At 29.2% G+C, this 15,537-nt stretch carries 12 protein-coding genes; 2 read left to right on the top strand and 10 right to left on the bottom strand.

Features of this window, described 5'->3' with window-relative positions:
* Window positions 1-93: 93 nt before the first annotated feature.
* Window positions 94-1,800 (bottom strand): DNA polymerase III subunit gamma/tau, encoded by a 1,707-nt coding sequence (dnaX, locus tag Q0762_RS13245; protein ID WP_298767487.1) that lies wholly within the window; start codon window positions 1,798-1,800, stop codon window positions 94-96.
* Between the two features lie 285 nt (window positions 1,801-2,085).
* Here dnaX and msrA point away from each other — a divergent pair, with 285 nt between their 5' ends.
* Window positions 2,086-2,745 carry a peptide-methionine (S)-S-oxide reductase MsrA gene (msrA, locus tag Q0762_RS13240; RefSeq protein ID WP_298767484.1) on the top strand — a complete coding sequence of 220 codons (660 nt, stop codon included), beginning with the start codon at window positions 2,086-2,088 and terminating at the stop codon, window positions 2,743-2,745.
* A 159-nt stretch (window positions 2,746-2,904) separates the two neighbouring features.
* On the opposite strand, the gene Q0762_RS13235 is transcribed toward msrA, so the two are convergent.
* From Q0762_RS13235 to Q0762_RS13225, 3 genes are all read right to left on the bottom strand, one after another.
* Window positions 2,905-4,086 carry an aspartate aminotransferase family protein gene (locus Q0762_RS13235; protein WP_298767482.1) on the bottom strand — a complete coding sequence of 394 codons (1,182 nt, stop codon included), beginning with the start codon at window positions 4,084-4,086 and terminating at the stop codon, window positions 2,905-2,907.
* Complete coding sequence (locus Q0762_RS13230) at window positions 4,087-5,694, bottom strand: OstA-like protein (RefSeq protein ID WP_298767481.1); 1,608 nt, start codon at window positions 5,692-5,694, stop codon at window positions 4,087-4,089.
* 73 nt (window positions 5,695-5,767) lie between these two features.
* Window positions 5,768-6,472, bottom strand: coding sequence for a DUF542 domain-containing protein (locus Q0762_RS13225; protein WP_298767479.1), 705 nt, complete (start codon window positions 6,470-6,472; stop codon window positions 5,768-5,770).
* A 134-nt stretch (window positions 6,473-6,606) separates the two neighbouring features.
* Here Q0762_RS13225 and Q0762_RS13220 point away from each other — a divergent pair, with 134 nt between their 5' ends.
* A complete protein-coding gene (locus tag Q0762_RS13220) occupies window positions 6,607-8,403 on the top strand; it encodes a hypothetical protein (RefSeq protein ID WP_298767477.1) in 1,797 nt (598 codons plus the stop codon).
* A gap of 68 nt (window positions 8,404-8,471) precedes the next feature.
* On the opposite strand, the gene Q0762_RS13215 is transcribed toward Q0762_RS13220, so the two are convergent.
* From Q0762_RS13215 to Q0762_RS13190, 6 genes are all read right to left on the bottom strand, one after another.
* Window positions 8,472-9,743 carry an adenylosuccinate synthase gene (locus Q0762_RS13215; protein ID WP_298767475.1) on the bottom strand — a complete coding sequence of 424 codons (1,272 nt, stop codon included), beginning with the start codon at window positions 9,741-9,743 and terminating at the stop codon, window positions 8,472-8,474.
* Window positions 9,744-9,812: 69 nt separating this feature from the next.
* A complete protein-coding gene (locus tag Q0762_RS13210) occupies window positions 9,813-10,259 on the bottom strand; it encodes a Fur family transcriptional regulator (protein ID WP_298767473.1) in 447 nt (148 codons plus the stop codon).
* Between the two features lie 72 nt (window positions 10,260-10,331).
* The gene (locus tag Q0762_RS13205) at window positions 10,332-12,554 is read right to left on the bottom strand and encodes a RelA/SpoT family protein (protein WP_298767471.1); all 2,223 of its coding nucleotides are present in this window, start codon (window positions 12,552-12,554) and stop codon (window positions 10,332-10,334) included.
* A 70-nt stretch (window positions 12,555-12,624) separates the two neighbouring features.
* On the bottom strand, window positions 12,625-13,857 hold the full coding sequence (locus tag Q0762_RS13200; protein WP_298767469.1) for a M48 family metallopeptidase: 1,233 nt from the start codon (window positions 13,855-13,857) through the stop codon (window positions 12,625-12,627).
* A gap of 11 nt (window positions 13,858-13,868) precedes the next feature.
* Window positions 13,869-14,612, bottom strand: a complete 744-nt coding sequence (gene ppgK / locus Q0762_RS13195; protein WP_298767467.1) for a polyphosphate--glucose phosphotransferase — start codon at window positions 14,610-14,612, stop codon at window positions 13,869-13,871.
* A gap of 20 nt (window positions 14,613-14,632) precedes the next feature.
* Window positions 14,633-15,424: an RNA methyltransferase gene (locus tag Q0762_RS13190; protein WP_298767465.1), complete on the bottom strand. Its 792-nt coding sequence runs from the start codon at window positions 15,422-15,424 to the stop codon at window positions 14,633-14,635.
* Window positions 15,425-15,537 lie beyond the last annotated feature (113 nt).

The following is a 15,537-nucleotide window of genomic DNA, read 5'->3' as shown; positions in this document are numbered from 1 at the left end:
AAACCATCTAAAATTTATAAATTTTAAATGGTTTTTTTTAGAATTGTTATTTATAAGTCTGCTACTTCTGAAAGTGCCTTTTTAAAAGTGCATTTACAAATCCAGCTCAAAAGTTTGCCTTAATTTATCTAAAAGCGGATTTTTCTCTTTCAGTTTGTTGTATTTTTCTTGCGGAGTGTAAGCAAATTTCTTTTCAACTTTTTCATTAAGAATTACGTCTATGGCAATACCATAATTGTTTAGTTTTTCTCTTAGAAAATTTAATAATTTAGGTCTTCCTTTTTTAAATTGATCTTCCATCAATTTATTGGGTACTGTAAAATTGATTGTAAATTGTCCTTGTATTTTTGGCAAATCTGTACTTACAATAGAAGCCATACTTTTTTCGCCATTCTTAAATAACATGGCTGCGTAAGATTTCCAAAGTGTTTGCAGTGTTTGTTCATCAAAAGCATCTTTTGGGTGACTTTCAAAGTTTTCTTCTACAACTTTTTTCTTCACATTGCTTTGTTGATTAAAGCCTTTTAAAGAATACTTACTGGGTTGTTTACTTAAACGACCAATATTTTTAAGTATAGGTTTTTCTGCGGTTACTTTTGTGGGCGCACTAATTTTAGCTGTTTTTACAACTTCCTGTTCAGGTTTATTTGTTATTGAAGAAGATGGTTTCTTTTTTTTAGGAGAAAGTGCTTGGAAAAATGTTGCGGGAATTATGTAGTTAGCTGGCTTTTTTTTTTCTCCATCAAAAGTGATAGAGGCAATTTGCATTAAAGTCAATTCCACCAGCAAACGTTGGTTTTTACTAGCTCTATAATTCAAATCACATTGATTTGATTTTTCTATAGATTGCATTAAAAACGGAATACTTGCTTTTTCTGCTTGTTTTAAATATTTCTTTTTTGCATTATCACCAACTTCTAATAAAGGTATTGTTGCCTTATCTTTTGCTACTAATAAATCTCTAAAATGACTTGCCAAACCATTTATAAAATGATGGCCTTCAAAACCTTTGCTTAAAATGGTATTAAAAGCATTTAAAACGTCTGGTATTTTGTTCTCTAACAACAAATCTGTCATACCAAAATAAGTATCGTAATCTAAAACGTTTAAATTTTGTGTTACAGCTTCCCTTGTTAATTCTTTACCAGAAAAACTAACCACTCTATCAAAAATAGACAAGGCATCTCTCATAGCGCCATCTGCTTTTTGAGCTATAATATGTAAAGCATCATCATCTGCAGTAATATTTTCTTTTTCGGCTATTTTTTTAAGGTAATTTTTAGCATCTAAAACCCCAATTCTTTTAAAATCGAAAATTTGACAACGCGACAAAATGGTCGGAATAATTTTATGTTTTTCTGTTGTAGCTAAAATAAAAATAGCGTGTGCAGGTGGTTCTTCTAAAGTTTTTAAAAACGCATTAAATGCTGCTTGAGAGAGCATGTGCACTTCATCTATAATATAAACCTTGTATTTACCCGTTTGTGGCGGAATGCGCACTTGATCTGTTAAACTTCTAATATCATCTACAGAATTGTTAGATGCAGCATCCAATTCAAAAATGTTAAAAGCAAAATCTTCTTCTTCTGCATTTGTTGCTTCTTGCTGATTTATTTTCTTTGCTAAAATTCTAGCACAAGAAGTTTTACCAACACCTCTAGGACCTGTAAATAATAAAGCTTGCGCTAAATGATTATTTTTTATAGCATTTTCTAACGTATTGGTTATGGCTTGTTGCCCAACAACATCCTCAAAGTTTTTAGGACGATATTTACGTGCAGATACTATAAAATGTTCCATTTATTTTATTTTTTATTGACAAACCTTGGTTTACCCAAATAGTAATGATTTTAAAACCTTCAAACTAAAATTTTATAGAATAATTGTTTCAATTTTTAAGTAAATCAACAATTATAAGCGGTTCTATTCACAACCTTTTAACAAAAATAGCCATCTAAAACGGTTTAAGCAAAAAGGTTTCTTAACAAAACGCTAAAGTTGTAAACAACTGTAAAAAGTTGTGTAATTTAGCGTCAATTAAATAAAGAACCTTTTCTTTTACCTTTAATTTTAATAATAAAAACGATGAAAAAAAAAATAAAAAATATATCTATTGCAGGCTTTAGTATTTTGGTATTGGTTGTAATTTTTAGTTTTTCTATTGATACAGAAAAAGAAGAATCAATAAAAAACTATGAACCTACAAAAAAAACAAAAGTAGCTTATTTTGCAAGTGGATGTTTTTGGTGTGTAGAAGCCATTTTTGAAAGTGTAAATGGAGTTGAGGAAGCAATTTCTGGTTATGCAGGTGGCAATACTTTAAACCCAACTTACCAAAAAATAGGAACAGGAACAACAGGACATGCAGAAACAGTTGCAGTGTATTATAATCCCAATAAAGTAACGTTTAAAACATTGGTAACCGTTTTTTTTGGTTCTCATAATCCTACCACAGTAAATGGGCAACATCCAGATTATGGCACTCAATATAGATCTATTGCGTTTTATGAAACTGATCAAGAAAAACAAATTATTGAAAGTGCTATTAAAAACTTGAACGAAACGGTTTATCAAGGAAAAATAGCTACAGAAGTTGCTAAACTTAAAAAGTTTTATAAAGCAGAAGATTATCATCAAGATTTTGAAAGAAGAAATCCTAATCAGGGTTATGTAAAGGCTGTTTCTATTCCTAGATTAAATCGTTTTAAAAAGAAATTTCCAGAACTTTTAAAGGAAGAGCATTAAAATACTTAAATCTCTTTTATTTTAAGAATTATTAAAATTTATGAATTGAAATTGTTGTGAAAAACAATAATATAGCTTAAAAATTTTTACAATTCTGTGGAGATTTCAGAATATTTATAGAAATGAAAAGTTTTAATTTTTTTTACTGAAAATTTATGGTTAGCCTGTTACTTCATCTAAAGTATCTAAAATAATCTTACAACCTTGTATAATTTCATCGTCAGAAATGGTTAAAGGAGGTGTTATACGTATTGCTTTTTGTTCAAATAATAAAAAGAAAAGAATTAGTCCTTTATCTAAACATTTTAAAATGGTTTTTGTTGCTAATTCTGGTGTTTCTAATAATACTGCTAACATTAAACCTTTGCCTCTAATTTCTTTTATTGCTTTGTGTTGCAAGTGTTTTTTAATTAATTTTTCTTTTCTAAGACTTTCTTTAATTAGTTTTTCTTCTAAAATAGTATTTGCTGTTGCTAAACCTGCAGCAGCAATAACAGGATGACCAGCAAAAGTAGAAATATGACCTAATTTGGGGTTGTCTTTTAATAAATTCATATGATCAAAAGACGCCATAAAAGCACCAATTGGCATTCCGCCGCCCAAACCTTTGCCTGTAATTATAATATCTGGAACAACATTATAATTTTCAAAACCCCAAAACTTACCTGTTCTGCCAATTCCTGTTTGAATTTCATCTAAAATTAATAATGCACCTACAGCTTTACATTTTTTGGCTACTTTCTGTAAATAATTATTATATGGTTCTACAAAACCAGCGCCACCTTGTATGGTTTCTAAAATTACGGCGGCTGTTTTTGTTGTAATTTGTTCCAAACAAAAATCACAATTAAAAGCTATAAATTTTGTACCAGGAATTAAAGGTCTAAACGCTTGATTTTGTTTTTCTACACCAGAAACACTCATAGATCCCATGGTATTGCCATGGTAAGAATTTTTTGCGGCAATAATTTCTGCTCTGTTGGTAACTCTTTTAGCTAATTTTAGAGCACCTTCTGTAGCTTCTGTTCCTGAGTTAGTGAGGTAAACAGCGTTTAAATTTTTGGGAGAATTTTCTACTAAAACCTTACACAATTGTACTTGTGGTTGTTGAATAAATTCGCCATAAACCATTACATGTGCATAATTATCTAATTGGTTTTTAATAGCTTTTGATACTTTTGGGTGATTATGGCCCAAACTATTTGCAGAAACACCGGCAACAAAGTCTAAATATTTTTTACCAGATAAATCATAAATATAACTGCCTTTTGCATGATAAATTTCTATAGCAAGTGGGTGTGGAGTAGTTTGTGCTTGATATTTAAAAAAATCTGATTTCATCTACTTATTTTTAGAAGAAACGGCTTCTTTTTGCTTTTTTTCTTGATTTCCCAAAATAGGTTTTATAAGATCTTTATCACTTTTGGGTTTTTCTTGTTCGTTATCTTTTTTAAAGATGTCCTCTTTTGTTTTGGGTTGCTCATCTTCTCGCCAAACAAATCCTTTTAACTTTTTTACATCTTCTGGTAATAAAGAAGGTGGATAGGTTTTACCTTCTGATGTTTTTAAATATTTTATGGTTTCTATTTGACCATCTACCATAGTAAACTCAATGTTGCTAGAAATTTCTTTAGTAATGGTTTCTATTTTACGAGTTTCTTCACTTCTGTTATAATAAACAGATTCAGCATCACCCTTTACTAATAGCAATTTTAATTTATTATTATAAAATTTACCAAACATATTTCTACCTTTTATTTGGTTGTACTCTTCTACAGATAAAGAATCTTTAGAAACAATAAAGGCTTTATTTAAAACTTTTAAAGAGTCTAGTTGTTCTGTTTCTGTATTAGAAATTAAATAAATGGTATCTCCAGTAATTTGGTTGCCATCTGACCATAAAACAGGTTTTCTAAACATTTTGGTGTATCCTGTTTCTTGATTGGTGTGTATAGAATCGCATTTACCTTGTAAATCAGATTTAAAGATTTTTACGTGTGGATAAATACGTACAATTCTTTTTTCTGGAACACCTGTAACCAATAAAGTATCCCCATGAATAAAGGTAGAATCTAAATCTACAATACTTATAGCCACTGCTTTTTTTACAATAAAAAGAGAGTCTTCTTCCTCAAAAATTTCTGCGTAATTACCTTTGGTAACAAAGTTTTTTACGGTGTCTATAATTTGAATATTATTTGTTGCAGATGCAAAACCTTTATTTTTATCATAATACAAACTATCGCCTTCTATAGTTCTTTCTTTTAAAAATAATTTTGCGTTTTTCACAAAATAAGAAATGTCTGTTTTGGTATTGTAAAAACCTCTTTCACAATAAATTTTATTTTCATTTTTTCTATTTGTTATGGTAGAAGGACCATATAAATATGCCAAACCAGAGTTGGTATAATAATCTAAATGATTAGATTCTAAATTATGATTTGGGTTTACAAGGCTTACTTTAGTAGTCGCAGTAAATTTTTTAGTTTCTAAATAATAATTACCATTTTTACTTTTTAAAGTATTGGTTTGGTCTTTAATATTCGCAAAACTTTGGTAATATAATTTTTGGTTTAGTCTATCAAATTGCAAAGTATCTGTTGTTAGCGTCATTTCTGGGTCTTTTAAAACTACATTACCCCAAGACAAAGCCTGTTCAGAATTTGCATCATAATCTACATAATCACTTGTTTGTGTTATGGTATCGCCTTGTTTTATAATTACATTTTGCAGTGCAATAAAAAAGTTCTCCTTTTGATAATAAAAGGCTTTTTTACAAGTTAACACAATGCCTTTATGCGTCATTTTAACATTACCTGTTAATATGGTTGCACCCGGATATTTTTCTTCATCTACTTCTTGCAATGCAGCACCAAATGCCATTTTGTTAGATTGAGAAAAGCCTTGTAAAAATGATAATAAAAAGACGGAAACAAATATTTTTTTCAAAAAGAACTATTTTAAAACAAAAGTACAGAAAAGTTTAACGCAAGTCCTTAAAGAAATCTAAAAAAAAAAGGGTTTAAGCAATAGTTTTAACTCCTAAAATTAATTTTAATACTTTAGGAAAAAGAATATTATTTTCTAAGTGTAAATGTTTTTGAAAATCTAAGTCGAAACTTTTTAACGTATAAAAAAAAGCGTGAACCGTTTTACAATCAATTTCTGGCTGTTTGTAGTGGTTTGTTAATGCTCTTATTTTCTCAATTTTACGAAATAATTCAAAATGATCTTTTCTTGAATTTTCAATTTGAGTTTTAAAATCCTGATGATAATTTTGTTTGGTAATTATATCTGCAATAGCAGGAAAAACCACATATTCTTCGTATTTCATTTGCTTGGTTAATTCTAAAGAAAAATCAAGAAATATTTTTTGTATTGCGTAAAGTTTTGGAAAGGTATTACCGTGTTTTTCTGAAACTGAGTTGCTAAGGTTTATGGCAACAGGTATTCTGTCTTCTGCATATTGATGCTGAATTTTTAAAATATAATCTATTAAAAACTCTAAAGACCAACCGTTGTAATTTTTAAAAAAAGACAGTTTGCTATCAATAGTCTTTAATTCTTTTAGTAAACGTATTGGATTTACATCTTTATTCTTGCAAACCTCTATGAGGTTTTTATCACCATTTAAAGAATAATTGATGTGATACTTTTGAAATATCGATGCTGTTTTTATGTTTTCTACAACATAATTGGCTATGGTTTTGGTTTCTAAAGTCTGCATCTTATATGAATTTAGTTCTTACAAAGATCAACTACTTTACAGCTGTAAAATATGATATTAATCATATTATGATACTTATTTTAAAAATATATTGCGAACCTATTTAAAAATTAATAGAACTCTTAAATATAATAATGAAAAATACACATTCCTTTCATATTCCTGTAATGGGAATTGGTTTTACAATAGATTCTCCTTTAAAAGTTGCGCAATATGGCATTGACTCTGTTATTTCTTTAGTTGATGATATTCTGATAGAAAAAATGCGAAAACTGTACAGTGAAAAATTTAAACTTCCTTATAAAGAAATTACAGATAAGGTTGCAGATTTTAGAGCCAAACGAATTACAGCGTATTTAAATTTTTTACATGATCAAACTGAAGTAAAATTGAAACAGCTTAAAAATAAAGCTTTTGAAGATAACAAAAATTTAAAAGAATATATGGCCATGTTACCTGAGTATTCTACATTAAAAATAGATTTTTTTAGATTATTAGAAGCAGGTTTTGATTTTTCTGAATTAAAAAAATGGACTGCAGCCCATTTAAAAATGGGTAGTATTGATGTAAATATAATGACGAAGGTTGATAAAGATAATTACACCAAAAAAGAGTTATTACCAATAGAATATAATGATGCACATGCCGCTTTAAGAGGTTTTGCCAAAAGTAAATTGGCATCTTCTGTGGTACTTTCTGCAGGTATGAATCCAAGATTATATAGTTACATTAGTAATTTTAATGACTTTTTTCCCGATGAAAGTGGGTACATTAAAAAGAAAATTATATTAAAAGTAAGCGATTATAGATCTGCTTTTATACAAGGAAAATTTTTGGCTAAAAAAGGATTATGGGTTTCAGAATACAGAATAGAATCTGGTTTAAATTGTGGTGGTCATGCTTTTGCAACCGAAGGTTTTTTATTAGGGCCTGTTTTAAACGAATTTAAAGAAAATAAAGAAAAGTTAAAAAGTGAAACACAACAACTTTTAATAGAAGCTTTAAAAGAAGCAAATAAAGAAATACCAACCTTTAATTTAGATTTAAAAATAACTACACAAGGTGGCGTTGGTACAGACCAAGAACACGAGTTTCTAATAAAAGAATATCAATTAGATTCTGTGGGTTGGGGTAGCCCGTTTTTATTAGTTCCTGAAGCCACAAGTGTAGATGATAGCACTTTAGAAAAATTGGTGAAAGCTAAAGAAGAAGATTTGTATTTAAGCAACACATCTCCACTTGGTGTTCCATTTAATACGTTAAAAGGAAATACGAAAGACGCTGAAAAACAAAGTTTTATTGCTAAAAATAGACCAGGTAGTGCTTGTCCAAATAAATTTATTGCTTTAGACAAAGAGTTTAATGAGTCTGGTTTATGTACAGCATCTAGAACATATCAATTTTTAAAATTGAAACAATTAGAGGGTTTAGCATTACAAACTGATGAAAAAGAAAAAAGAAAAAATGATATTACTGCAAAATCTTGCATTTGTGTAGGCTTAAGCACATCCACATTATTGTTAAATAAAATGGATACCAAAAAAGTAGGAAATGGAGTTTCTGTATGTCCTGGCCCTAACATGGCTTATTATGATAAAATAGTAAGTCTGCGTGGTATTACAGATCATATTTATGGTAGAAAAAATATGATGACAAGGGCAGATAGACCAAATGTATTTGTAAAGGAATTGTCTCTTTACACAAAACATCTACAGGAAAAAGTAGAAAATATGAAAACAAATTTTGATAAAAAGCAACTTAGATCTTTGAAGAAATTTAAAAATAATTTAGAGGATGGTATCAATTACTATATAAATATATTTACCACACAAAAACAAACGTTTGTAAGTCAGAAAAAAATGCTTTTAGCATCTTTAAAGATAGCGCAAGATAAGTTAACAGTTATTAGTTTAGCTTTAGAAGAACTGTAATGTTTCACTATACAAAAAGCATCTTTTAAAAATAAAAGATGCTTTTTGTATAAAATTTAAGATTAAAATTATCTTACAATAGTTTGCTTTCTATCTGGACCAACAGAGACTATTTTTACAGGAACACCTGTTTCTTTTTCTATAAATGCTACATAATCTAATAAATTTTGTGGCAATTCTTCCGCAGAAGTCATTTTTGTTAAATCATCTTCCCATCCTTTAAATTCAGAATAGTTTACAGAAACATTTTCTGGTTCTATGTTATAGGGTAAATGAGAAATTTCTTCACCTTTATAATTATAAGAAGTACAAACCTTTAAAGTATCAAATCCAGAAAGTACATCACCTTTCATCATCATTAATTGGGTAACACCGTTTACATCTACAGCATATTTTAATGCAACTAAATCTAACCAACCACAACGTCTTGGTCTTCCTGTAGTTGCTCCAAATTCATGTCCAATTCTAGCCATATCTTCACCATCTTTATCAAATAACTCAGTAGGGAATGGGCCAGAACCAACTCTGGTTGTATAGGCTTTAAAAATCCCAAAAACTTCACCAATTCTGTTTGGAGCTACACCTAAACCTGTACAAGCACCTGCAGCAGTTGTGTTAGACGATGTAACAAAAGGATAAGTACCAAAATCTATATCTAATAAAGAACCTTGTGCGCCTTCTGCTAAAATTGTTTTTTTATCTTTTATAGCCTTATTTAAAAACTCTTCACTATCAATAAATTGTAATGTTTTTAATTTATCAATTCCTTTTTTAAATTCTGCTTCTAGTTCTGCAAGATTGTAATCTATTTTTACATCAAAAAACTCTAACATTTTAATATGCTTATCTGTTAAAGTATCGTATTTTTCTTTCCAGTTTTCTAGTTCTAAATCTCCAACACGCATTCCATTTCTTCCAGTCTTATCCATATAAGTTGGTCCAATTCCTTTTAAAGTAGAGCCAATTTTAGCTTTTCCTTTAGAAGTTTCTGATGCTGCATCTAATAATCTGTGTGTTGGTAATATTAAGTGTGCTTTTCTAGAAATTAATAATTTAGTAGTATAATCTATATTATGCTTGTCTAAATTTTCTAATTCCTTTTTAAAGATAACTGGGTCTATAACCACACCATTACCAACAACATTTAATGCTGTTTTATGAAAAATTCCTGAAGGAATAGTATGTAATACATGTTTTGTTCCGTCAAAAATTAAAGTGTGACCTGCATTTGGTCCGCCTTGAAAACGAGCAATAATATCGTAATTTTTAGTTAATACGTCTACTATTTTTCCTTTTCCTTCATCTCCCCATTGCAATCCGAGTAATAAATCTACTGCCATTTTTGTTGTGTAATTGTGTGTTGTTTGTGTAATTATTAAATTGTAAATGAATAAGCTGTAAATAACAGTTTATTTTTTCTTTTTAGTACCGTAAAAATAAAGTGAATGATTATGAATATCGATATCAAAAATATCTTCTATAGTTTTTTTTATGGTTTGTATTCTAGGGTCGCAAAATTCTTTTACATCTCCAGAATCTGTAAAAATTACATGATCGTGATTTTTATCAAAATAACTTTTTTCATAGCGTGCCATTGATTGTCCATCAAATTGATGTTTTCTAACCAAACCGCAATTTAAGAGTATTTCTATAGTGTTGTAAAGGGTTGCTCTACTTACTCTATAGTTTTTATTTTTCATTTTTATATAAAGAGATTCTATATCAAAATGTTCATCTGCACTATAAATTTCTTGCAAAATAGCATAACGCTCAGGCGTTTTTCTATGCTTATTTTCCTCTAAATACGTTGTAAAAACGTTTTTTACTACTTCTTGGTTTTCAAGAGAACTACTCATTATCTTAAAATTTTTCTAAATGACAAATTTACAGTTATTTCTGAATATACACTCTTTTTTTAAAAAGGATATTTATAAAGTATTAACACGTTCTACTTTTTTAATGCCTTCTATTTTTTGTAAGCTTTTTATCATTTTAGATAATTGTGTGCTATTCTTAACGCTTAGGCTAATTTTACCATCAAAAACACCTTCGTTTCCAGAGATATTTATACTGTTAATAAAAATATCCATATTGTTAGATATTACTTTTGTAACGTTGTTTACTATTCCTTTATTATCTACACCACTTAAATGTAAAATTGCTTTAAAATCTTGTTTTGTAGAATCTATCCATTTTGCAGGCATTATTCTATAAGCATAGTTAGATTGTAAAGAAATTGCATTTGGGCAATTTTTCTTGTGAATTTTTAAACCATCAGTAATGGTTAAAAAACCAAAAACTTTATCTCCAGCAATAGGGTTGCAACATTTAGAGAGTGTATAGTTTAATTTTTCTTCATCTTTTCCAAAAACTAAAGCGTCGTATTTATGGGTTACTTCTTCATTATCTATAAGATCTTTATTTGCAGTAGGTGATCTTTTTAACTTTGTTTTAAAGAAATTAATAATAGTGCTGCTTCTTTGTGTAACAAAAGCCTTTAATTGTGTATTATCTATGGCTCCATTACCAATTCTGTAAAATAAATCGAAACTTGTTTTCAATTGAAAAAACACAACCAATTCATTTATTGTTTTTTCACTAAAAGGTATTTTTAAATGGCGTAGTTTTCTTTTTAAAATAGCCTTACCTTCTTCTGCAATTTCTTTTTCTTCTTCTTTAAGTGCTGCTCTAATTTTTGTTTTTGCTCTTGCTGTAATTACAAAATCTAGCCATCTAGCGTTGGGTTTGTTGTTGCTAGATGTTATTACTTCTATTTGGTCGCCACTTTTTAAAATAAAACTAAGTGGTACTAGTTTCCCGTTTACTTTTGCGCCTCTGCATTTTAAACCTACATCTGTATGAATGGCAAAGGCAAAATCTAATGCAGATGCATCTTTAGGTAACGATTTTAAATCGCCTTTAGGTGTAAAAACATAAATTTCTTTGGAGTAAAGGTTTAATTTAAATTCTTCTACAAAGTTTACAGCATTAAGACTTTGGTTTTCTAAAGATTCTTTTAATTTATTTAACCACAATTCTAAACCACTTTCGTTGGTGTTTCCTTGTTTGTATTTAAAATGTGCAGCATATCCTTTTTCTGCAATTTCATTCATTCTTTCAGAACGAATTTGCACTTCTACCCATTTAGCATCTGGCCCAACTACGGTAATATGTAAAGCTTCATAACCCGTAGATTTTGGTTGAGAAATCCAATCTCTTAAACGTGTAGGATTGGGTTTAAAAAAGTCTGTTACAATGGTGTATATTTTCCAAGCATCAAATTTATCATCACGAGAAGATGGTTTATAAATGATTCTAATTGCGTATTTATCGTAAACTTCTTCAAAGGTTACATTTTGATTTCGCATTTTTTTTCGAATCGAATAAATGGATTTAAAACGACCTTTAATTTCGTATTTAAAATTTTCTTGATCTAAACCTTCTTGTAATGTTTTAGAAAATGTTTCTAAGTAATTTTGTTGTTCTTCTTTACTTTCTTTTATTTTTTGAACTATGGATTTAAAAACATCTGGCTCTGTATATTTTAAACCTAAATCTTCTAATTCTGTTTTTATATTATACAAACCTAGTCTGTGGGCTAGTGGTGCATAAATGTATAAAGTTTCAGATGCAATTTTTACTTGTTTATGCGCTGGCATTGCATCCATAGTTTGCATATTGTGCAACCTGTCTGCAATTTTTATTAAAATAACTCTTACATCATCATTTAATGTAAGTAGCATTTTTCTAAAATTTTCTGCTTGTATAGAGGCGTCTTGTTCTTTGTTTAAACGAGATATTTTGGTTAATCCATTTACAATTCTTGCAATGGTTTGTCCAAACAATTGCTCCATATCATCTAAAGTATACTCTGTATCTTCTACAACATCATGTAAAAGCGCAGCAGCAATAGATGTGGCACCCAAACCAACTTCCATAGCTACAATTTTAGCTACTGCAATAGGATGAAAAATATAAGGTTCACCAGTTTTTCTGCGTTGTTTGGAATGGCCATCTACAGCAATTTCAAAAGCTTTCCGTATTAGTTTTTTATCTTCTTCAGATAATACTTTATACGTACCTTTTAGCAGGTCTTTATACCTGTTTGCTATTTCTTTATTTTCTTCTTCTATGGTTGCCGTATACGCCATAAATTACCTAAGCTTTAGTAGTTTGTAATCTTAAGTGAAAATAGGTATAACTAAATAAATAAACAACTAATTAGCGTTCTAAATTTTTTACTCTTTCCAACAAAGTTGGATGTGAATAGTGCATAAAAGCATAAGCTGGATGTGGTGTTAAATTACTTAAACTGTTTTTAGATAACTTCTTAAGTGAGGTAATTAGTGGTTTAGAAGCGAAGGTTTCTTTGGCAAAATCATCTGCTTGATATTCAAATTTTCGAGAAATATAGTTCATAAATAAACCTGTAATCTCTGAAATTGGAGAATATAAGATCCCAAAAGCTATTAAGCCAATATGAAAACTAGGAATATGAACACCTAAAGCATTAGAAAGTAAAGGGGAATTTATAAATAACGACAAAATAAATAAGGTAAAACCCGTGAGTAAAATGGAAGCAATTAAATTAAAAATGATATGGTTTCTTTTATAATGCCCAACTTCATGTGCTAAAACAGCAACAATTTCGTCTGTTTCTAAATCATTAATTAAAGTATCAAAAAGTGTAACTCTTTTTTGACTGCCAAAACCAGAAAAATATGCGTTTGCTTTTGTAGATCTTTTAGAACCATCAATTACAAAAATATTATTTAGTTTAAAACCAACTTTAGAGGCATATTTTTCTATGGCTGTTTTTAATTCGCCATTATCTAAAGGTTTTTGTTTGTTAAAAATTGGCACAATTAACTTGGCGTAAAACAGATTCATAAATAACGTAAAAACAGTAACTAAAAGCCATGCATATAACCAGAAATTAGCGCCGGTAAATTGATAAAACCAAATTATTAGCGATAAAATAGTACCACCTAAAACAATACTCATTAACCAACCTTTAATTTTATCTAGCCAAAATATTTTTTTCGTGCTTTTGTTGAAACCAAATTTTTCTTCTATAACAAATGTTTTGTAGTAGGAGAGAGGCGTGGTTAAAACGTCTGAACCAAGCATAATTATACCAAAAAACAGCAGTGCAACTAAAATAGGATTGTTGGTAAAATTGCGTGCGAAATTATCTACATATTTAAAACCATCTAACAAAAAAAAAGCTACTGTTAAAATAAATGAAAATGTGCTGGTAATGTTGGCAAATTGCGCATTAGCTTTTTTATATTGTTGCGACTTTTGGTATTCTTCAGCATCATACACATCCTTTAATTCTTTTGGTATATCTTGATTAAATCTTGTTGCATTTAATGCATTGATAATTTTATCAAAAATAAAACTGATAACCAATATGGTAATTAATAAGAAAAACAAATTGTTAGCGGTCATGATATTTATTTTTATTTACTCATTTTACGAGCATAAAGAGCTGCACCAATAATACCTGCATTATTTTTAAATTCGGCAACTTTTACTTTTACATCTGTAGTTAAGTGTTCTTTAAAGTTATTGAACTTTTTACTAATTCCGCCACCTAAAACTACTAAACTTGGAGTGTATACAATTCTAATATATTCCAATAATTCATCAAATCTTTTTGCCCAATCGTCTAACTTTAAGTTTTCTTTTTTTCGAACAGAATCGGCAGTATATAATTCTATAATATTACCATTTTGGTGTAACATTTTACCCACTTCTAAATTCGGAATTAATTTTCTGTCATAAAAAAGTCCAGAGCCAATTCCTGTGCCAATGGTAATAACAATTACAACTCCTTTCTCTTTTTTTGCTGCGCCTAAATTTACTTCTGCTAAACCCGCCAAATCTGCATCATTACTGATATAAAAAGAGCGTTTACATTCTTTTTTAAATAACTTTTCTACATTTATATTCAGCCATTTTTCACTTAAATTTCCTGTGTGAATGCACTTTCCATCAACTATCGTTGTTGGAAAACTACAACCTACTTCTTTTTTCCAATCGAAATGTTTAATCATTTCTTTTACAACGCCAGCAACAGCCTCTGGAGTAGCTGGTTTTGGTGTTGGAATTCTAAATCTTTCAGATAATAAATTTCCTGTTTTTGTATCTACAATGGCTCCTTTAATTCCTGTGCCACCAATATCAATTCCTAACATTTTCATTAAAATATATTTTTTATTAATTAAAAACCACGTTGTCTTTTGGCCTCAAAAACCACAATAGCCGTTGCCACAGAAACATTCATAGAATCTATTTTACCTTGCATGGGAATGTTGATGTTTTGTGTGGCTTTTTCTCTAAAGACATCACTTAAACCCGTAGCTTCTGTACCAACAACAATTGCAGTTGCTACAGTGTAATCTTCTTTACAATATTCGTTAGAATTTTGTAAAGTTGTGGCAAAAATATTTACCTTATTTTTTTCTAAAAAAGCAATAATTTCTTCAGAAGTTCCAACACCTATTTGATTGGTAAATACACAACCCACGCTAGAACGAATAATATTTGTGTTATACAAATCACTTTTAGGATTTGCTATAAGTACAGCATCTACATTTGCGGCATCTGCAGTTCTAAGTAATGCTCCAATATTTCCTGGTTTCTCCAGACTTTCTGCTACTATAATAAGAGGGTTTTTATTGTTGAGACTTATGTTTTTTAAACTAAAATCTTTTGATTTGGTAACTGCTATTATACCTTCTGTTGAAGATCTATACGCTAATTTTTGATATACCTCTTTAGAAATTACAATTCGGTTTACATTTTCATTAAAAAGCGTTAAAATATCTTGTTCAGAAATTAAATCTGATACAAATAGAACGGTATCAAATGTATAATTTGATTGTATTGCCAAAGAAATTTCTCTTTTTCCTTCAATTAGAAAAAAACCTTTCTTTTTACGTTCTCTAGCTTTTTCTTGAAGTTTTAGCAACTCTTTAATATACGTATTGTGAATACTTGTAATTTCTTTCATTATTACAAATATACCTATTTGTAGGTATTGTTTATAATTACATTTTAACGAATATTTGTAATAGTAATAAGGAATAGGTTTTCAACTCACTAATTATTTGAATTGTATTGCTG

Origin of the sequence: uncultured Polaribacter sp., from assembly GCF_947495205.1 — a bacterium.
Classification (GTDB): Bacteria; Bacteroidota; Bacteroidia; order Flavobacteriales; family Flavobacteriaceae; genus Polaribacter.
This window is presented reverse-complemented; position numbering and strand designations above follow the sequence as displayed.

Excerpts from the sequence above, each read along its gene's own strand:
- Q0762_RS13215 (WP_298767475.1), bottom strand. The coding sequence starts at position 9,743 with ATGGCAGTAGATTTATTACTCGGATTGCAATGGGGAGATGAAGGAAAA.
- Q0762_RS13210 (WP_298767473.1), bottom strand. The coding sequence starts at position 10,259 with ATGAGTAGTTCTCTTGAAAACCAAGAAGTAGTAAAAAACGTTTTTACA.
- Q0762_RS13190 (WP_298767465.1), bottom strand. The coding sequence starts at position 15,424 with ATGAAAGAAATTACAAGTATTCACAATACGTATATTAAAGAGTTGCTA.
- Q0762_RS13200 (WP_298767469.1), bottom strand. The coding sequence starts at position 13,857 with ATGACCGCTAACAATTTGTTTTTCTTATTAATTACCATATTGGTTATC.
- Q0762_RS13205 (WP_298767471.1), bottom strand. The coding sequence starts at position 12,554 with ATGGCGTATACGGCAACCATAGAAGAAGAAAATAAAGAAATAGCAAAC.
- Q0762_RS13235 (WP_298767482.1), bottom strand. The coding sequence starts at position 4,086 with ATGAAATCAGATTTTTTTAAATATCAAGCACAAACTACTCCACACCCA.
- msrA (WP_298767484.1), top strand. The coding sequence starts at position 2,086 with ATGAAAAAAAAAATAAAAAATATATCTATTGCAGGCTTTAGTATTTTG.
- Q0762_RS13225 (WP_298767479.1), bottom strand. The coding sequence starts at position 6,472 with ATGCAGACTTTAGAAACCAAAACCATAGCCAATTATGTTGTAGAAAAC.
- Q0762_RS13220 (WP_298767477.1), top strand. The coding sequence starts at position 6,607 with ATGAAAAATACACATTCCTTTCATATTCCTGTAATGGGAATTGGTTTT.
- dnaX (WP_298767487.1), bottom strand. The coding sequence starts at position 1,800 with ATGGAACATTTTATAGTATCTGCACGTAAATATCGTCCTAAAAACTTT.
- ppgK (WP_298767467.1), bottom strand. The coding sequence starts at position 14,612 with ATGAAAATGTTAGGAATTGATATTGGTGGCACAGGAATTAAAGGAGCC.